This window comes from Nocardia sp. NPDC049190, assembly GCF_040648115.1.
In the GTDB taxonomy this organism is placed as follows: Bacteria; Actinomycetota; Actinomycetes; order Mycobacteriales; family Mycobacteriaceae; genus Nocardia.
On sequence record NZ_JBEZDE010000019.1, the window covers coordinates 51,669 to 69,117 of the forward strand.

At 65.6% G+C, this 17,449-nt stretch carries 18 protein-coding genes and 1 pseudogene; 9 read left to right on the forward strand and 10 right to left on the reverse strand.

The genetic code is table 11. From position 1 onward, the window contains the following. The first annotated feature begins 8 nt into the window (after nt 1–8). Entirely contained in the window at nt 9–1,133 is a 1,125-nt protein-coding gene (locus AB0B25_RS18060) for a glycerate kinase (protein WP_357180423.1), read from the forward strand. 26 nt (nt 1,134–1,159) lie between these two features. Here the strand turns inward: AB0B25_RS18060 and AB0B25_RS18065 are convergent. After that, nucleotides 1,160–1,480 (reverse strand): annotated as a pseudogene (locus tag AB0B25_RS18065) (helix-turn-helix domain-containing protein); the annotation flags it as partial. 142 nt (nt 1,481–1,622) lie between these two features. Here AB0B25_RS18065 and AB0B25_RS18070 point away from each other — a divergent pair. Beyond that, the gene (locus tag AB0B25_RS18070; protein ID WP_357180426.1) at nt 1,623–2,501 is read left to right on the forward strand and encodes an NAD(P)-binding domain-containing protein; all 879 of its coding nucleotides are present in this window, start codon (nt 1,623–1,625) and stop codon (nt 2,499–2,501) included. 123 nt (nt 2,502–2,624) lie between these two features. Then, complete coding sequence (locus AB0B25_RS18075; RefSeq protein ID WP_357180428.1) at nt 2,625–3,389, forward strand: AraC family transcriptional regulator; 765 nt, start codon at nt 2,625–2,627, stop codon at nt 3,387–3,389. Here the strand turns inward: AB0B25_RS18075 and AB0B25_RS18080 are convergent. After that, nucleotides 3,321–3,896, reverse strand: a complete 576-nt coding sequence (locus AB0B25_RS18080; protein WP_357180431.1) for a dihydrofolate reductase family protein — start codon at nt 3,894–3,896, stop codon at nt 3,321–3,323. The genes AB0B25_RS18075 and AB0B25_RS18080 overlap by 69 nt on opposite strands. Nucleotides 3,897–4,101: 205 nt before the next feature. Between AB0B25_RS18080 and AB0B25_RS18085 the strand changes: the two genes are divergently transcribed. Beyond that, nucleotides 4,102–4,908, forward strand: coding sequence for a metalloregulator ArsR/SmtB family transcription factor (locus AB0B25_RS18085; RefSeq protein WP_357180433.1), 807 nt, complete (start codon nt 4,102–4,104; stop codon nt 4,906–4,908). Here AB0B25_RS18085 and AB0B25_RS18090 read toward each other — a convergent pair. Further along, on the reverse strand, nt 4,895–5,542 hold the full coding sequence (locus AB0B25_RS18090; protein WP_357180436.1) for a helix-turn-helix domain-containing protein: 648 nt from the start codon (nt 5,540–5,542) through the stop codon (nt 4,895–4,897). The genes AB0B25_RS18085 and AB0B25_RS18090 overlap by 14 nt on opposite strands. Before the next feature lie 96 nt (nt 5,543–5,638). On the opposite strand from AB0B25_RS18090, the gene AB0B25_RS18095 reads away from it, so the two are divergent. Then, nucleotides 5,639–6,472: an SDR family oxidoreductase gene (locus tag AB0B25_RS18095; RefSeq protein ID WP_357180439.1), complete on the forward strand. Its 834-nt coding sequence runs from the start codon at nt 5,639–5,641 to the stop codon at nt 6,470–6,472. A gap of 41 nt (nt 6,473–6,513) precedes the next feature. After that, nucleotides 6,514–7,587: a dihydrodipicolinate reductase gene (locus AB0B25_RS18100; protein ID WP_357180441.1), complete on the forward strand. Its 1,074-nt coding sequence runs from the start codon at nt 6,514–6,516 to the stop codon at nt 7,585–7,587. A gap of 179 nt (nt 7,588–7,766) precedes the next feature. On the opposite strand, the gene AB0B25_RS18105 is transcribed toward AB0B25_RS18100, so the two are convergent. Together AB0B25_RS18105 and AB0B25_RS18110 are read right to left on the reverse strand one after the other, a co-directional pair. Beyond that, a complete protein-coding gene (locus AB0B25_RS18105; protein ID WP_357180444.1) occupies nt 7,767–8,075 on the reverse strand; it encodes a hypothetical protein in 309 nt (102 codons plus the stop codon). A 55-nt stretch (nt 8,076–8,130) separates the two neighbouring features. Beyond that, nucleotides 8,131–8,649 (reverse strand): hypothetical protein, encoded by a 519-nt coding sequence (locus AB0B25_RS18110; RefSeq protein WP_357180446.1) that lies wholly within the window; start codon nt 8,647–8,649, stop codon nt 8,131–8,133. Nucleotides 8,650–8,826: 177 nt separating this feature from the next. On the opposite strand from AB0B25_RS18110, the gene AB0B25_RS18115 reads away from it, so the two are divergent. Continuing rightward, a complete protein-coding gene (locus tag AB0B25_RS18115) occupies nt 8,827–9,417 on the forward strand; it encodes a hypothetical protein (protein WP_357180449.1) in 591 nt (196 codons plus the stop codon). A gap of 764 nt (nt 9,418–10,181) precedes the next feature. Here AB0B25_RS18115 and ctaD read toward each other — a convergent pair. Continuing rightward, nucleotides 10,182–11,972 carry a cytochrome c oxidase subunit I gene (gene ctaD, locus AB0B25_RS18120; protein WP_357180452.1) on the reverse strand — a complete coding sequence of 597 codons (1,791 nt, stop codon included), beginning with the start codon at nt 11,970–11,972 and terminating at the stop codon, nt 10,182–10,184. A gap of 151 nt (nt 11,973–12,123) precedes the next feature. Further along, nucleotides 12,124–13,107, reverse strand: a complete 984-nt coding sequence (locus tag AB0B25_RS18125) for a magnesium transporter CorA family protein (protein WP_357180454.1) — start codon at nt 13,105–13,107, stop codon at nt 12,124–12,126. A 186-nt stretch (nt 13,108–13,293) separates the two neighbouring features. Between AB0B25_RS18125 and AB0B25_RS18130 the strand changes: the two genes are divergently transcribed. After that, nucleotides 13,294–13,740, forward strand: a complete 447-nt coding sequence (locus AB0B25_RS18130; RefSeq protein ID WP_357180456.1) for a nitroreductase/quinone reductase family protein — start codon at nt 13,294–13,296, stop codon at nt 13,738–13,740. Between the two features lie 122 nt (nt 13,741–13,862). On the opposite strand, the gene aroQ is transcribed toward AB0B25_RS18130, so the two are convergent. Both aroQ and AB0B25_RS18140 read right to left on the reverse strand, forming a co-directional pair. Beyond that, nucleotides 13,863–14,318, reverse strand: coding sequence for a type II 3-dehydroquinate dehydratase (gene aroQ / locus AB0B25_RS18135; RefSeq protein ID WP_357180459.1), 456 nt, complete (start codon nt 14,316–14,318; stop codon nt 13,863–13,865). A 25-nt stretch (nt 14,319–14,343) separates the two neighbouring features. Beyond that, a complete protein-coding gene (locus AB0B25_RS18140) occupies nt 14,344–14,952 on the reverse strand; it encodes a hypothetical protein (RefSeq protein ID WP_357180461.1) in 609 nt (202 codons plus the stop codon). 424 nt (nt 14,953–15,376) lie between these two features. Between AB0B25_RS18140 and AB0B25_RS18145 the strand changes: the two genes are divergently transcribed. Beyond that, on the forward strand, nt 15,377–17,014 hold the full coding sequence (locus AB0B25_RS18145) for an NTF2-like N-terminal transpeptidase domain-containing protein (protein ID WP_357180464.1): 1,638 nt from the start codon (nt 15,377–15,379) through the stop codon (nt 17,012–17,014). Here AB0B25_RS18145 and AB0B25_RS18150 read toward each other — a convergent pair whose 3' ends face one another. After that, nucleotides 17,015–17,395: a DUF3054 domain-containing protein gene (locus AB0B25_RS18150; protein ID WP_357180467.1), complete on the reverse strand. Its 381-nt coding sequence runs from the start codon at nt 17,393–17,395 to the stop codon at nt 17,015–17,017. Nucleotides 17,396–17,449: the final 54 nt, after the last annotated feature.

The window sequence follows — 17,449 nt, forward strand, 5'->3', positions numbered from 1 at the left end:
ATGTGAGAATGACGCGCGCATCCGCACCTCGGGTGATTCTCGCCCCGGACAAGTTCAAGGGATCGCTCACCGCGCCCCAGGTGGCGGCGGCCCTTGCCGCGGGTGTCGCACGGATCTCGCGCGAGGCGGACATTCGGCGAGTTCCGGTCGCCGACGGTGGTGACGGCACGGTCGAGGCGTTCGTCGCCGCGGGCTGGACCCGCGTGGAAGTGACTGCTCCTGGACCGACCGGCGTGCCACGCCGAACGGCTTATGCCCGGCACGAGGCGACCGCCGTCGTCGAACTGGCCGCGGTGGTGGGTCTGGCGACTTTGCCCGAGGGGCGGTTGGATCCGCTCGGCGCGAGCACCTACGGACTCGGGGTGGTCCTGGCCCATGCGATGGACAACGGTGCCACCGATATCGTGCTCGGGCTCGGCGGTAGCGCTTCCACCGACGGTGGTGCGGGCATGCTGCAAGCGCTCGGCGCTCGGATCCTCGACGTCGACGGGCTGGAATTGCCGAGCGGCGGCGCCGTTTTGGCGCGCGCCGCGCAGGTGGACCGCTCAGCGATGCATCCCGGGATCGCCCTGACGACCTTCACTCTGGCCTGTGACGTCGACAATCCGCTGCTCGGGGCGACCGGTGCCGTCGCGGTGTACGCGCCGCAGAAGGGAGCTGGTCCCGATGAACTCGATGTTCTCGAATCCGCGCTCAGCAACTGGGCGCGGGTCGTCGGCCCCGACTTCGCGCGCCGACCCGGTGCGGGCGCCGCGGGGGGAGCCGGTTTCGGCGCGCTCGCGGTCCTCGGCGCACAGGTTCGCAGCGGCATCGAGGTCGTGCTCGAACTGCTCGGGTTTCCCGCCTTGCTCGTCACCGCAACTCTCGTGGTCACCGGCGAAGGGTCACTCGACCAGCAAAGCTTGCACGGGAAGGCGCCGATCGGCGTGTGCGCGGCGGCGCGCGCGGCGAAGGTCCCGGCGATCGCTGTTGTCGGCCGCACCCTGCTTACGGCCGACGAGATTCGAGCCGCGGGTTTCGCCGGGTGTTACGCGCTTGCCGATTGGGAACCCGATCCCGCCCGTTCGATGGCCGACGCGGCCGCGCTGTTGGAGTGCGTCGGTGCGCGGCTCGCCGTCGAGAGGCTGGCGTGATCCGTGGCCGGCCGCGGGTTCGCGGTGAGTTCGTGCCGATGCCGGTCGCCCCATTCCTCGAGCGGACGCAGGGCGACGGCCAATTCCTCGCCCAGGGCGGTGAGTGAGTATTCGACGCGCGGGGGGACCTCGGGATAGACCTCGCGGTGCACCACGCCGCTCGACTCGAGCTGGCGCAAGTTCTCGGCGAGCACTTTCTCGCTGACGCCGCCGAGCAGCCGGCGGATGTGGCCGAAGCGTTGCGGGCCCGCGCCCAGCACCCACATCAGGTGCAATTTCCACTTGCCGCCGACGACATCGATCGCGACCGACATGCCGCACACATCGTGATCTGCGCCACTGCCCATGCCCGCCGCCCCCTTCTGACCTGATGGCAAACCTCGAGGTGAGCAACCGCACCCCAACGTTCGGTCTTTCCGAGTCTACCTGCGGCAACGACCATGAATCCGGTCGCCGACCGCCACCGAACGAGATCCGAAGGGACACCACATGTCCGAGCAGACCACCCCCCGATCCGTCTCTGTCGTCGGCCTCGGGCCGATGGGCCAGGCCATGGTCCGAGCCTTCCTCGATGCGGGCGTCGAAGTGACGGTATGGAACCGCAGCCCGGAGAAGATCGACGCGATGGTCGAACTCGGCGCGCGGCGCGCGGCGACTGTCGCCGCCGCGCTCGACGCCAACGAGGTCATCGTGCTCAGCCTCACCGACTACGCCGCGATGTACGCCGTGCTCGGCCGGGCGACCGACCACCTGCAGGGCAGGGTGATCGCGAACCTGTCCTCGGATTCCCCCGAACAGGCGCGCGCGGGCGCCGCCTGGGTCCGCTCGCACGGCGCGCAGTTCCTCTCCGGCGGCGTCATGTCGGCGGGCGACAATATCGCGCACCCGGCGTCGTACATCTTCTACAGCGGTCCGCGCGCACTCTTCGACGCTCACGCCGAACTGCTGCGCCCGCTGAGTCCGCCGGAGTATCTCGGCACCGACGATGGTCTGGCGCAGGTCTTCTACCAGGCCTTGCTGGTCATCTTCCATCCCTGGTTGCTGGCTTTCGACCAGGCGACGGCGGTGATCGAACGCTCCGGCCACGACATCGCGAAGTTCGTACCGTTCGCGATCCGGTCGGCCGCCACGTTCCCCTACTTCATGCAGGAGTTCTCGGTCGCCAACTCCAACGGCGGCTGGGCCACGCTGGCCGGCCTGAAGATGATGGACGCCGGCGCGCAACACATCATCGACGCGAGCCAAGAGGTCGGCGTCGACGCCACCTTCTCGTATGCCGCGCAGGCGTTCTGGCGCCGAGCTATCGCCGCCAGCGAGCGGGCGGGCACGCCGGTCTCCACCTATGCGCTGATGCGCGGCGACGCGTAAACGCGTGCGCCTCGTTCGGATTCGGCGGCAGCTCGACAGACACCGAGGTGGCGCGGGTATCTCACGCACATCGTGACCGTGACAATCGCGCCGGTGCCGCGCTGTACCCGGATTAGGATGCCGATGGTGGGATTGCTGTTCGAGACGCGTGCGTCGGACTCGCCGTGGATCGCTTCGGTGTGGACCTGCCGCAGCGAGCAGGTCACGGAGATGACGTCGGTCGCCACCGAGACCTGGGGTCTGGTGTTCTGGGAACAGGAGGGCACGGCGTACGCGTGTGTCACCGGTCCCGAGAGCCGCACCGGCACTGCCCCGGTACCTGACGGCGCGACCTTCGTCGGCATTCAATTCGCGGTCGGCACGTCCCTGCGCGCGGTGGCCACCGCGTCCCTGGTCGACAGCGGGATCATCTTGCCCGATGCGACCCACCGGACTTTCCGGCTGGACGGTGCGCGTTGGGAGACGCCGCACCCCGACGACGCCGAGGCGCTCGTCGACCGACTCGTTCGAGACGGGACCGTGGTCCGCGATCGCTTGGTCGCGGAGGCTGTGCGGGGCCATCGGTCGGCGGTCACCGATCGCACCCTCGAGCGCCGCTTTCGAGCGGCGACCGGCCTCACCAGAGGCGCGGTTCGACAGATCGGGCGGGCTCGCACCGCCGCGGCACTGTTGACCTCAGGCGAGACCAGCGGCAGCGTCGTCGATACGCTCGGGTACTACGACGATGCCCATCTCGCCCGGGCGCTGCGACGGTACGTGGGGCGCACGGCCCGACAACTCCGCGACGGCCTCGACGGTGCGATCGCGCTCGATCCTGCCTCAGCGCACGACGTCGTAGACGAGCTTGGCGACTCCGTTCGAGTAGGTCGCGGCCTGCGCCAGGCGTAGTTGTTGTTTGTCCCGGTCCGCCCTGCCGAACAGGCTCTTGCCCGACCCCAGCAGCACCGGGAACACGAGCAGGTTGTATCGGTCGATCAGATCGGCATCCGACAGCCGCCGGGCCAGTTCGGCGCTGCCGTGAATGAAGATGGCGCCGCCGTCGCTCTGTTTCAGTTCGGCGATATCGTCGATCGATCGCAAGATTGTGATCGGACCCCATCCCTCGATCAGGGCGTCGTCGGTGAGGCTGGTGGAGGCGACGTATTTGGGGAGTTCCTTGTACCCGACGTGATCCGCCGAATCCGGCCAGGTCGGGGCGAACGCCTCGTAGCTATGGCGCCCGAACATCAGCGCTGTCGTCTCGGCGAGTTCCTCCGCCTTGAGCGAGTAGGCCTCGGGCACGAACTCGGTGTCCATCACCCAGCCACCGCTGCGGTGCCCCTCGACCTTGCCGCCTGGCGAGTCCACTACCCCGTCGAGCGACATAAAGCCTGTGTAGACCAGTTCACGTGTCAAAGAATCCTCCAGAGAATGGACGGCGGAAACTGCCGTTGCCCAGGTGATACCAGCGGCACGGTCCTCAGCCCGCCCGGGCCGCCGCTCGCAGCCTACGGACCGATAACCCCGCTGTATTGGACGAAACCGACACCCCTTGTCATGCAGCCGTAAGGCTGCCTATTATGGAAATGCAGCCAAATGGCTGCATGAATCGGAAGGTGGCATGGACGAGGTATTCAAGGCGCTGGCCGACCCCAGTCGGCGCCGGCTGCTCGACAGCCTGAACGTCGACAACGGGCAGACGCTGCGCGAGCTGTGCGCGGGGCTCGCGATGGCACGCCAGTCGGTCAGCAAGCACCTCGCGGTGCTGGAGGCGGCCAACCTGATCAGCACTCGGCGCAACGGCCGGGAAAAACTGCACTACCTCAATGCCGAGCCCATCAACGCCATCGCCGACCGGTGGATCAACCGGTACCACCGCGCGCGGGTGCACGCACTCGCCGACCTGAAACAAGCACTGGAGGCATCGCCCATGGGTGACAACGCATTCGTCTACACGACCTACATCAAGACCACCGATAAGAAGCTTTGGCGGGCCTTGACCGATCCGGCGTTCACCAGTCGCTACTGGGGAACGACCTTCGTCACGGACTGGCGTCCGGGCTCGACGATGGTCTGGCGGCAACAGGATTGGTCCAGCGGCGATCCCGAGCAGATCGTGCTGGAGGCCGATCCGTACACCCGGTTGGCCTACACCTGGCACACCTTCGACCCGCACTTCGCGGCGACATTCGAGATGAATCCGGATGAGGTCGCGCAATGGGCGAGGGAGCCGCGCTCGAAGGTCACCTTCGAAATCGAGCCGCAGGGCGAGATCGTGAAACTCACGGTCGTGCACGACGGGTTCGCGCCGGACAGCGGGGTGCTGGAGGGCATCCGCGGCGGCTGGCCGAGCATTGTGTCCAACCTCAAGACTCTGCTGGAGACGGGGGAAACGCTGCCCGACCCGGACCCGGCTACCGCCGCCTAGCCGCGCCGGCGTGGCTCTGGTCGGAGGGGCCGGCGCCCGATGGTTGACGTCCACGGTTGGCCGGATCGCCGACGAGGCCGTAGAGCAGGAGGTTTTCGAGAGATTCGGCGAAGCCGTCCAGATCGTCGATATTGCGGATGCACATCGCGAACAGCGCCGCGCCGGCGATGGTGTCCAGCAGCGTATTCGAGGCCGAGTCGGGACTCGCCGCCGCGTCGTCGGAGCGCAGATATTCGGCCAGCTCCCGGCGTGTGGGGGTGTCCAGCCGCGCCGAAAGTTTGTGGTACAGGGTGGAATCTGCGCGCATGTCGGACATCAGCCCCGGCAGCGCCTCGCGCGCAGCGGGTGCGCCGAACAGTTGGATGGTCCCACGGATCACTTTCCGGATCTCAGCGGTGATATCGCCGGCGACTTCGTCGGTGTCGACATCCGGGAACACCGCCTGCGCGATCAGGTGCGCTTTGGATGGCCAGCGACGGTAGATCGCCGGTCGGCTGACGCCCGCTCGGGTCGCGATCGCGTCGATCGATGCCGCGCCGTAGCCGCGTTCGACGAGCAGGCTGCGAGCGGCCTCGAGCACCGCCTGATCAACCGCCGGATCGCGGTGTGGGCCGAGGCGATGGCGTGTGCTCACGAAATACCGTCCTTGTCATTACCGGCAGAAGTCGTTACAGTGTGTCACACCTAAGACGTTACACGCTGTAACAGCTGTGAGGTTCGAGGAGGAGCCGTGTCCGAGGCCGCGCATGCGCATGTGTCTGTATCCGCCGATACGTATCGGCCGGTGCCGCTACTGCAAGACAAAGTCGTCGTGGTGTCCGGCGTAGGCCCCGGCCTGGGCCGGGCGCTGGCTACCGAAGCGGCTCGGATGGGCGCCGACCTCGTCCTGGTCAGCCGCACCGAGCGGCGGCTGGAGAAGATGGCCGAGGTGGTGCGGTCGCACGGCCGCAAGGCGTTGACCGTGCCGACCGACATCACCGACGAGGAGCACCGCTGCGCGTTGGTGCAGCGAACGGTGGCCGAGTTCGGCCGAGTCGACTGCCTGATCAACAATGCCTTCGCGATTCCTCCGATGTATCCGATCAGCCAAATAGACCTGGCCGCCCTGCGTACCGTCAACGAGACGAATGTCTTCGCACCACTGCGGCTTTCGGCGCTGTTCGCCGATGCTCTCGCCGAATCCCGCGGTTCGATCATCATGCTCAACTCGTGTGTCCAGTTCGATTCGGAGCCGGTGTATTCGGGGTACAAGTTGTCCAAAGGCACTCTGGCGCACCTGGCTTCGTCGCTGGCGACCGAGCTGGGTCCGCGCGGCATCCGGGTCAACAGTGTCGCGCCGTCCTACATCTACGAGGACGTGAACAAGGCGTACTTCGACTGGCTCGCGGCGCAGGCGGGCCTCACCCACGACGACATCTACCGGCAGAAGGCCGAGCCCACCGACCTGAAACGGCTGGCCGACCCGGAAGAGGTGGCCCGCGCCACGCTGTTCCTGGCAAGCGATCTCGCCTCCGCGGTCACCGGGCAGACGCTGACCGTCGACTGCGGCGAATACCACAGCTGAGGCCCGTACCACGCGAAGCAACCACTCGGTGAGGAGTGCCGGTGTCGAAGAAGCGAATCGTCCTGTGGGGAACCGGGGTCGTCGGATCGATGGTGCTTGCCGAGATCATCCGACATCCCCGATTCGAACTGGTCGGAGTCGGCGTGAGCAATCCCGCGAAGGTCGGCCGGGATGCCGGTCGGCTATGCGGTGGTGACGAAACCGGGATTCTGGCAACCGATTCGGTCGACGAATTGATCGCCGTGCGACCCGATGCCGTGGTGCATTACGGTCCGACCGCGCAGTTCGCCGAGGAGAACATCCGCGTCATCACTGCCTTTCTGCGCGCGGGCATCGATGTGTGTTCGACCGCCATGACCCCGTGGGTGTGGCCGACCATGGCGCAGACCCCGAGCGTGTGGCGCGATCCGATCACCAGCGCCTGCGCGCAGGGAAAGGCATCCTGCTTCACCACCGGTATCGATCCGGGTTTCGCCAATGATCTTTTTCCGATGACTCTGATGGGCCTGTGCGGTCAGGTCGAGTCGGTGCGCGCCTCGGAGCTGCTCGACTACACCGACTACGAGGGCGATTACGAATTCGAGATGGGCATCGGCCACCCACCGGAGTTCCAGGCCATGTTGGAGCTGCCCGATCTGCTCATCATGGCCTGGGGTGGCACCGTGCCGATGATCGCCGCCGCCGTGGGTATCGAATTGGACCGCATCACCACCACGTGGGACAAGTGGGTGACGCCGAAGGATCGGCCATCGGCACAGGGCGTGGTCGAGGCGGGCAAGGTCGCCGCGATCCGCTTCACCATCAACGGCGTGTACCAGGACCGCGAGGTGATCACGCTCGAGCACGTCAACCGAATCGGACTCGACGCGGCGCCCGAGTGGCCTTCGGGCACCCGCGACGACGTCTATCGTGTGGATATTGTTGGTTCGCCGTCGATTTCGCAGGAAACCTCGTTTCGATTCACCGACGGCTCCGGGCGCACTCCAGCGGTCGCGGGGTGCCTGGCCACCGGTATGCGGGCACTCAACGCGGTACCCGCGGTCAACGACCTGCCCCCGGGATGGATTACCCCACTCGATCTTCCGCTGATCCCCGGGGTGGGCACCATTCGCTGAGTGGACCCCTCGCCCCGAGGCGAGGCTCCTCTGGTTGTCGTGTTCGGCGCGGCGCTGGATCGGCGCGCTCCGCGCCGGGCGTCGCGATGCACCGAGGTGTGCTCCAGTCCGAGGCCTCCGCCGACCCCGCACAGTGTCCGTTCTGGCCAGGAAGCGGAACACAGTGCGGGGACTCCCTTTCAGTTCACAGCGGTCACGCGTCGGGCGACGATCTCGGGCACGAGCAAATCGAGGAGGGTCCGTTCGTCGGCGTCGGCTATGTCCTCGATGAGGGAATCGAGGATGGGAGCGGCGTACAGGCGCCCGGCGTCGGGGCCGTGCGTTTGGCGTGCGCTGACGATGAGTTCGTACAACACGGTGGCGTAGATGCGGGCGCGTCCACTGCCGGGGTGTTGCTGGTAGCGGGCCGCGTCGGCCAACGCGGCATCGACCCGAGCGACGACATCGATGAGCACACTGATTTCGGCTTCGGCGCGATGGTCAAACATTCCCCACCCCTTTGACTCGTCCTGAATATTGCTGTTGGGCCCGGCTGGTCATGCCCTACCCATCCCGGGCCGTGGCCAGGCGTAGGAATCGCGGCGACCGATCGCGCCCGTACTTCTCCACCCAGTCGATCTCACCCGCCCTGCTTCCCATGCGGATGCCGAAAGTCCAGGAAGGGTCCAGGAACAGCGTGTGGCCGCCATCGAAGTCGATGCCGAGCGCGCTGGTTTTCCCGGTGGTCGTCTCGTACCCGCGTACGGCGACACACGCCAACTCGTCCCTACCGTCTCCGAATAACTGCTCGCCGTAGGAGGCCAAGACGACCTCGCTCTCCGCTTGCGCAAGCAGTTCTATATCGGACCAGCTGGGGACGGTGTCGTGGCGAGCGGACAGGTGATCGTGCCGGTCCTCCGCGGCCAGTCGGACCATGCCCAGGTCCAGCCGCAGCCACAACGCCAGCGGGTGTGGGCGGAACTCCGAGGGAACGTCGTCCCGGTCGATCCATCCGGGGACGAGCACGTCACGGACACGGCGCCGGTTCAGGAGTTCGGCGACCCGCTGCGCCACCCTGCTCATCCGTCCCTCCTTCTTCCTCGGACCCTTTTGGTGATCATCGCCTGTTTGTCGTATGGTCGGGCGGGACGGGGTTTCGGTGTTCGAGCGCAGGCGGCATCCCGCCGTCGTCGAATCGTCTTGCGGCTACAACGATCTGGTGCATGAGGTCCGCCACAGGGGTTGGCGTGAGCGAGAGGAGTGATCGCCCGCGCCGGCAGAACTGGTGACAGCGCGGCCGCCACCGGTGTCGCAGGCCGACAGATGGATAACGCGCTGCGCGTCCGCGCCTTCGAATGCGTCGGCGTGGCAGGTCTTGTTCCAGCCGAACGGCACAAGATGGACACGCTCTCCGTTTTCCTCCAGCCTTTCGGTGAATTCTGTCAACACATCCAAGACATCGCCGATTTCCGACAGCATGTCCCATCCCGTTGGGGCACAGGATTCTTCATCGAATGTCGGCAAGTGGGCGAATCCGTCGACGACGATCTGTGCCGCATCGGTCTCGGCGACAATGCGACGAACGATTCGCACGGCCATATCCGCCAGCGCGAGATCGCTCGGCTCCACGCTCACCGTCAGGAAAAGGCAATCGAAGAAGGGCTTACGCACTCCGACGGCTGCCGGTTCGAGTTCGACAGCGCACGGTCCACTCGTGGTCACCGTGTATTCGAATGCGCGGTAACGATTACCGACGATTTGCATGACCGGCTCCGCTCGACAGCGATACCCACGTGTCGTGGTGCACCGGGGTGGTGGCTATGCAACACGCCATCGTGCGGGCGTCTCTGATGTCGAATAACTTCTTCATGGATTCTTCCTTTCCGATGGGTGGTGGTGAACTCCGCCCGGTGTCACGGGATGGCCGAGACCGGTGTGGCGAGCTGACCAGCAGGCCGTTTACGCGGGGTGGTCACCGAAAATTGCCGGGGACGGTGTGGGTCGACGTGGCTTCGCGGAGAACTGTGCGCGCCGGCGGCAGTCGGATGCCCTCGCGGGGGTCTCCGGTGCTGCTGCCAGGAGGTGGTGTTCATCATCCAACCGTGCTGCATCGAGACCGCGTGGCCGGAGCGCTGGTCTTCGTATTACAGCGGCACCCGGCGGACAGTTCGAGAGTGGCCATGTCGACCTCCTGATCGGGAATCGGTTCGTACTCCGAACTTTCCCGCTTTTTCTGCCCGGCCGCCAACCCCGCAGCAGGGGGTTGCACTGAGGCTGCACGGCCGCCCGCGTATCACTCGATGTGTGCTGCGGTCACCGGACGCGTAAGTGGGTCGAGCTGAATTGGGACGCCGTCCGGTAACGGCGGACGAATAGGCAGGTGGTCTCGTCGTTTTCCGCTTCGAACGTGGTGACGCACTTATCGCGGCGGCGTATCCGACTTCCTCTTTGTGCAATCTTGCGAATGCACTTGTACAAATCACAAAAAGGCGGACTCACTTGGCGAGGGGGAGGGTTGCGGACGATCGGTCATGGACGATTGCGCGGACTCGGCGCGCCGCATGCCGGTGTGGATCGCTCGCCACGCCGGCGTCAACAGTCCACGGTCAGTAGACCTAGTCGGCCTTCGGTTCGCTGTCCGACGCCGGCTCGACACCGGCCGCCGACGAGGAGGACTCGGTGCCTGTGCTCTCGCGTGCCTTGACCTCGAGGGCGTGCCGGCCCGATCCCCAGCCCACGTGCGCCTCGGCCCGTGCGCGCTCGACCATATGCGGGTAGTGCAACTCGAACGCGGGACGCTCGGAACGGATCCGCGGCAACTCGTAGAAGTTGTGCCGCGGCGGCGGGCAGGTGGTGGCCCACTCCAGGGAGTTGCCGTACCCCCACGGATCGTCCACCGTGACCACCTCGCCATAGCGGTAACTCTTGAACACGTTCCAGATGAACGGCAGCATCGACAGCCCGAGAAGGAAGGCGCCGATCGTGGAGATGGTATTCAGCACGGTGAATTCATCGGTAGGGAGGTAGTCGGCGTAGCGGCGCGGCATACCTTCGGCGCCGAGCCAGTGTTGCACGAGAAAGGTGGTGTGGAAGCCGAGCAGCGTGGTCCAGAAATGCCATGTGGCCAGGCGTTCGTCGAGCATGCGTCCGGTCATCTTGGGGAACCAGAAGTAGATCCCGGCGAACGTGGCGAACACGATGGTGCCGAACAGCACGTAGTGGAAGTGCGCCACGACGAAGTACGAGTCGGTGACGTGGAAGTCCAGTGGCGGGCTGGCCAGGATGACACCGGTGAGGCCGCCGAACAGGAACGTGACCAGGAAGCCGACCGAGAACAGCATCGGTGACTCGAAAGTCAGTTGACCGCGCCACATGGTGCCGATCCAGTTGAAGAACTTCACACCGGTCGGGACGGCGATCAGGAAGGTCATGAAGGAGAAGTACGGCAGCAGCACCGCTCCGGTGGCGTACATGTGGTGTGCCCAGACCGCGACGGAGAGCGCGCCGATACCCAAGGTGGCGTAGACCAACGTGGTGTAGCCGAAGATCGGCTTGCGAGAGAAGACCGGGAAGATCTCCGAGACGATCCCGAAGAACGGCAGCGCGACGATGTACACCTCGGGGTGGCCGAAGAACCAGAACAGATGCTGCCACAGCAGGATGCCGCCGGTCGCCGGATCGTAGATGTGCCCGCCGAGGTGTCGATCGATGGCCAACGCGAGCAGTGCCGCGGTCAGCAGCGGGAAGGCGAGTAGCGCCAGGATGCTGGTGACGAGAATATTCCAGGTGAAGATCGGCATCCGAAACATGGTCATGCCGGGGGCGCGCAGACAGACCACGGTGGTGACCATATTGACGCTGCCGAGAATGGTGCCGAGGCCCGAGAGCGCCAGGCCCATGATCCACATGTCGCCGCCCGCGCCGGGCGAGTGTTCGAACGTGCTGAGCGGCGTATAGGCGGTCCACCCGAAATCGGCGGGACCGCCAGGGGTTATGAAACCCGCGGTCGCGATCGTAGCGCCGAACAGATACAGCCAGTAACTGAACGCGTTGAGCCGCGGAAAGGCGACGTCCGGTGCGCCGATCTGGAGGGGCAGCACGGCATTGGCGAAGCCGAAGACGATCGGGGTCGCGTAGAACAGCAGCATGATCGTGCCGTGCATGGTGAACAGCTGGTTGAACTGCTCGGTGGAGAGGAACTGCAGGCCCGGTCTGGCCAGTTCGCCGCGCATCAGCAGTGCCATCAGGCCGCCGAGGAAGAAGAATGACATCGCGGTGACCAGGTACATGGTGCCGAGCACCTTGGGGTCGGTGGTCGTGACCATTTTCCACAGGTAGGACCCTTTCGGCCCCAGCCGTCGGGGATAGGGTCGAACAGCTTCCCCTGGTTTCGTCGTCACACTCATCGCCGCCACCTCCCGAACCGCCGTCTGCTATCGCCGAAGTTGCCGGGTCAGTATCCACCAAATCATGTGATGCAGGTCTCACGCCACCCCATGCGCGATGGCGAAGATGCAGCTCAGCGTCTGTCGTGCGGACTGGTGTCCAGGCCTGGGGTCAGAACCAGCCTTTGCGTTGCGCCCAGATGAGCAGGGCCCCCGACATGCCGAGCATCACGAGCAGGATCACGACCACCCAGCCCCATTGCGTCCGTTCGTTCACGATCACGTTCATCCCGAACACCGACGACAATGCGGTAATCGGCAACGTGACGGCCGCGATGACCGCGAGCCGCTCAGCCGCGATCATCATCTTGGTGTTCGTTCGTGCCTGATAGAACTCGATGGTGCCCTGCAGGTAGTCCTTCTGGCCGCCGGCCATCACGATCAAATGTTGGAATTGATCGACCGCGTCGAGGAGCAACTCCTGCCCTCTACCGGCGCCGAACGCTTCGATGGTGGCCATACGGTCATAGACTTCCCGGCTCAACGCAGCCATCGTCCCGACGGTGAGCAGACCGTGCCGAACTCGGAACATCTCGTCGAGAAAGGTTTCCGGATCACCGAGATGTCCAGCGGTGACTTGCTGCTCGAGCTTCCAGACATCCTTGGTCAATTCGGCGGTGTAGGCCCGCATGCGCGCCGTCAACGCCGCGAGCAGGGCGAAGGACAGTTCGAATCCGGTGCCAGGTCGCAACCTGCCCGATTCCAGCCGGCCGAGCACCGCGTTCACCTCGACCATCGCGGTCGACGGATCGACGGCGGGATTCAACGGACCGTGCACGGTCACCAGGTACCGGCCGCCGATGAACTGGTCGAGTTCGACATAGTGCACGTGCCCGTGTGCTCCCGACTGGGGCGCATGCAGCACCACAAAGAAGTGATCCGCGTATCGGTGCACCTTCGGGACCTGATTGCGGTTCATCGAATCCTGCACGGCCAGAGGATGAAACCCGAACAGAGTGGTCAACGTGTCCGCTGCCTGATCGTCCCAGGTCGGGACATCCACCCAGACCAGTCCGTCGGGCCGATCGAGCAACGCGGGCAGGTCGGTCGGCGCACACGAGCGCACTGTGCCGTCGGATATGAACCGGACGTCCATGTCGGTCTCCTCACGCGAGCTATCTCCCTGTCATCGCACCACAGCCCTGCCGGTCGAGCGATTCGCCGCATTACATCGTTCCTGAGCTGGGGATATAGCGAAGCGAGAGCGCTGCTCTTGACTTTGTCGACAACGCGGTGCACTATTGCTCTCTATAGAGAGCAATGCTCACAGAAGGAGTTAGTCATGGATCTTGGCACCCGCTACATCGGCCCCTCCGGTCTGGATCCGATCATGAACCGGATCTTCAACCTGCTGCCCAAGCTGGGCGTCAGTGTGATGGGGTCACGGCTGCTGGCCGTGCGCGGTCGCACCAGCGGTGAGTGGCGGACCACGATGGTCAACCTGATGGTTCGAGACGATGGCGCCCGGTTTCTGGTCGCGCCGCGTGGGCACACCCAGTGGGTGCGCAACCTGCGGGTGGCGGGTGGCGGCGAGCTGCGGCTCGGCCGCAAGGTCGAGGCCTTCACCGCCACGGAGGTCGCCGACGCCGACAAGGTGCCGCTGCTGCGGCTCTACCTGCGGAAGTGGGGCTGGGAGGTCGGCAAATTCTTCGAGGGAGTGACCAAGGACGCCAGCGACGAGGAGCTCGCCGCCATAGCGCCCGGATTTCCGGTTTTCCGGATCAGCTGACGCCACAGCCCGGGCAGACCTCGACCTGCCTGGCCACTACGACGTTGTCGGCCCGACATGGCGGACCCGCGGCCGTCCAGGTGAACCGGTCCGCGGGTGGGCCGGGTGCGAACTGGTCCGGATCAGGCCGAACGTGCCAGGAATTCGATCGCGGCGGCGTAGCCCTGAATGCCCATGCCCGCGATCACCGCGGTGGCGATCGGCGAGATATAGGAATGATGCCGGAACTCCTCGCGTGCGTGCACATTGCTGATGTGTACCTCCACTATGGGGAGTTCCGGAATCACCAGTGCGTCCCGCAGCGCCACCGAGGTGTGGGTGAGGCCGCCGGGATTGATGACGATGCCCGACTCGGCGCCGCGTGCCTGATGGATTCGATCGATCAGCGCGCCTTCGGAGTTCGATTGAAAGGTGACGATCTCCCTGCCGAAATTTGCCGCGGATTGCTTACAGAGTTCCACCACATCGTCCAGCGTCGCCGACCCGTAGACCTCTGGCTGACGGGTGCCGAGCATATTGAGGTTCGGGCCGTTGAGGACGAGGATCGGGCCCGGCGTCGCGCCGACGGTCACAGCCATGCGTCCAACCCTAGACCCGACCGGCCTACAGTCCTGCCGGCCCTTCCGAGCGCAGGTCCTCGACTTTGCGCATCGCGCCGCGCAGTTCCTCCAGCCACGACTCCGCGTGTTTGCCCGCCAATTTCACCGTCCAGGCCAGTGCGTCGGCACGGGACCGGGCGACACCTGCGTCGACCAGGGTGTCGAGGACCTTGCGTTCCGGCTGGCGTAGCCGAGTCATGACGGGAACGGCCAGGTGGGTGAACATGATCCGTTCGCCGTCCACCGAGACGCCCCAGGCGACACTGCGTCGGTACCGGTGCTGCGCCTCGTTCGCGATCTGCATCCGGGCCGGCCGGGTGGACTCGCGGAACCTGGCGACGGCGCCCTCCTTGGTCGCGCGCGGAACATCGTCGGTCCGTGTGGCTTCATCGCTGCCGGCGGACGAGTCGGTCTGCTTGTCTGGTTGCGGTATCGGCAGTTCGCCGATGACGACGATCTCGTCCCGATCCACCTCGATAATGGGCGCAGCGGTGAACCAGTCACTCGGCAATCGTCCAGCGAACCAGTCGGGCACGTCCGCGGGGTCCGGCAGGTCGGCCTGCTGCCAGCCGCCCGATCGTCCGAATCCGTGTCCCCGATGTGAGTGTCTCATGCGGGTTACCTACTTACTCTTCTGGCTTTGTTGTCTTGATTACAAGATTACGTCGCAAGACTCGTCTGTGGTTCCGCTCTGTGCGAACAGGAAATGCGCTCGACCGCGGGTGCTTCGAAAGCGTCGTCGGGGGTACTCGGTGCATCGAACGGACGAGTACGGCGCCGAGCGCGCGACTTTGCGGGCAGGCCGGTACCGTTGCGGCTTCGGTTGTCGGTGAGTGGATGGGCAACCATCGTGAACGGTCCCCTGGGACGGAAGGTTTCGGGCACTATCGGGATGCTGAGCACGGGTAACGTCCTTGCGACGGAGGCGCTGCGAATTGGTAATTTCAGGTACGGTGGTCTTGTTGCTGGAGTGACAAGAGTGAAGAGTGGGCGATATGGATGTGTGGGGATCCCGCCGCTTTCGCGTTCGGAGCGCTATGGCACTCGTGGGGGTGGCCTTGCTCGCGGTTGCGATCGGCTCATGCGGGATACATGACAAGCAGAGTGAAGCCGAGGCTGTTGTCGAACGCTTCATCGATCTGCTCGACGATCAGGATTACGCCAAGGCGGCAGACCTGACGTCGTACCCCACGGCGGCCTCGGCAACCTTGAAGCAAATGTTCACCGGACTCCAGCCGGGCAAGCCGGACTACGAGAAGACCCAATTCATCGGGTTGGATGCCGAGTCCGGGATCTTCAGCATGGACGTCGAATGGAGCTTCGGCGAGCACAAGAACTGGAATTACAGCCTGCAGGGACACGTCCGCAAGTTGGCTATCGGCTGGCGGATCTCCTGGGAGCCCGCCATCGTCATGCCGCAGTTGGCGCACAATCGGACCGTCCAACTGGTGCGTACGTTGCCGTCGCCCGCGCCGCGGGTCAACGACATCGTCGGCGAGCCGCTGATGACCGAGCAGATCATCAACGTGATCAAGCTCGACCCCGCCAAGACCTCGAACCCGGTCGCCTCGACCGACGCGCTGGCCAAGGCGATCGAGCCGGTAGCGCCGCTGATCACCGGGCCGTCGCTGATGCAGCAACTTGCCGCCGCGCAGGGCAAGCCGGTGATCGCGGTCAATCTGCGCGAGGGCGATTTCGCCATCCTGGAACCGCGGATGGCGCCGATTCCCGGCGTGGTGATGGAGAAGCAGCCGCGGCTGATCTCCGCTGACCGACGGGTCTGGTCGCCGATGCTGGATGCGCTGCGCAAGGTGCAGCAGGACAGCCAAGAGGAGCACTCGGGGTGGGGTGTGCAGCTCTTCGAGCAGGACGGGCGGTTCATCAGCCAGCTCGCCGGCCAGCAGGGCCCGCCGGGACCGGACATCGCCGGCACCATGGACCAGCGGCTGCAGCGCGCCGCGGAGGATGCGGTGGTCAGCGTGGGCACACCCGCCTCGATCGTGGCGATCCAGCCCTCCAGCGGCGCGGTGGTCGCGACGGCGCAGAACAGCCAGGCCAGCGAGCACGGGTCGGTTGCGTACACCGGGCTCTACCCGGTCGGGGGAAATATCGAGCTGTTCCGCATCGTCGCCGCGGCGGCCAAAGGCAAAGCGCCACAGGACATTTTGGTGCAGGAAGCGGCCGAGACCGCGACCGCGCTCGGGGTCGGCATCGATGTCGAGGTGCCCGGCATGGACGAGGTGACCGGCCGGATCGCCATCGCGGGACGCAGCGCGGAGCAGGTGCGCCAGGGCGGCGGCTCGGACGCGGTACTGGCCAGCCCGTTCGGCATGGCGATTGCCGCGGCCGCCATCGCACGCGGCTCGGTGCCGTTGCCGATGATCGAGGTCGCCCGGCCGGGCACCACCGATGCTCAGTTGGGTCCGCTGTCACCCGAGGCGACCGATCAGTTGCGCGCGAAACTGCGCGACGCGACGAACGCACCGGAACTCGCGAGCGTGCGGCGCTACCGGGATGTCAGCGCGTTCGCCACCACCGCCGGTTCGAACGGATGGCTCATCGGGATCATGGGCGACCTGGCCTTCGCGGTGCATATCGACGACGTCGACAGCGGCGATGCCACAGCTCGGATGGCGGCCCGGATGCTGCAGGCACTTGCCACCCCGGACCCGTGATCAGGTCAGCGCTCGGACCGCCGCGCGCCAGCCGATCAAGAACAGCGCGAGCACCGCACCCGCGACCAGCACGAAACTGAACGCCGTGCCCTGGCCACTCACCACCCGCAACACCATTCCGCCGACCAGGGTGCCGAGCCAGATCAGAACCCCGCTCGGCCACGGGGAGGTACCGTCGAAGCGCGCGTCGCGGCCGATCTCGCCGAATATCCGGCCGACCGAGACGGCGGCGAGGGCCCAGCCGAGTGCGAGTCCGACCGCGAAAGGCCACAAGGTGCGCAAGAGTCCGGCGAATATCGCTTCGTCGTGGCTACGCCTGCCGATCGCGCAGAAGAGGATGACGAGCAGCGCGTCCGCGATCAGCGGTACCAGTTTCCTCACGCGGGAGAGCCTAATGCGGACATGCCGCCGCGCCCGGTGCGACCGCGCACACGG

Excerpts from the sequence above, each read along its gene's own strand:
- AB0B25_RS18060 (WP_357180423.1), top strand. The coding sequence starts at position 9 with ATGACGCGCGCATCCGCACCTCGGGTGATTCTCGCCCCGGACAAGTTC.
- AB0B25_RS18070 (WP_357180426.1), top strand. The coding sequence starts at position 1,623 with ATGTCCGAGCAGACCACCCCCCGATCCGTCTCTGTCGTCGGCCTCGGG.
- AB0B25_RS18075 (WP_357180428.1), top strand. The coding sequence starts at position 2,625 with ATGGTGGGATTGCTGTTCGAGACGCGTGCGTCGGACTCGCCGTGGATC.
- AB0B25_RS18085 (WP_357180433.1), top strand. The coding sequence starts at position 4,102 with ATGGACGAGGTATTCAAGGCGCTGGCCGACCCCAGTCGGCGCCGGCTG.
- AB0B25_RS18105 (WP_357180444.1), bottom strand. The coding sequence starts at position 8,075 with ATGTTTGACCATCGCGCCGAAGCCGAAATCAGTGTGCTCATCGATGTC.
- AB0B25_RS18110 (WP_357180446.1), bottom strand. The coding sequence starts at position 8,649 with ATGAGCAGGGTGGCGCAGCGGGTCGCCGAACTCCTGAACCGGCGCCGT.
- ctaD (WP_357180452.1), bottom strand. The coding sequence starts at position 11,972 with ATGAGTGTGACGACGAAACCAGGGGAAGCTGTTCGACCCTATCCCCGA.
- AB0B25_RS18125 (WP_357180454.1), bottom strand. The coding sequence starts at position 13,107 with ATGGACGTCCGGTTCATATCCGACGGCACAGTGCGCTCGTGTGCGCCG.
- AB0B25_RS18130 (WP_357180456.1), top strand. The coding sequence starts at position 13,294 with ATGGATCTTGGCACCCGCTACATCGGCCCCTCCGGTCTGGATCCGATC.
- aroQ (WP_357180459.1), bottom strand. The coding sequence starts at position 14,318 with ATGGCTGTGACCGTCGGCGCGACGCCGGGCCCGATCCTCGTCCTCAAC.
- AB0B25_RS18140 (WP_357180461.1), bottom strand. The coding sequence starts at position 14,952 with ATGAGACACTCACATCGGGGACACGGATTCGGACGATCGGGCGGCTGG.
- AB0B25_RS18145 (WP_357180464.1), top strand. The coding sequence starts at position 15,377 with ATGGCACTCGTGGGGGTGGCCTTGCTCGCGGTTGCGATCGGCTCATGC.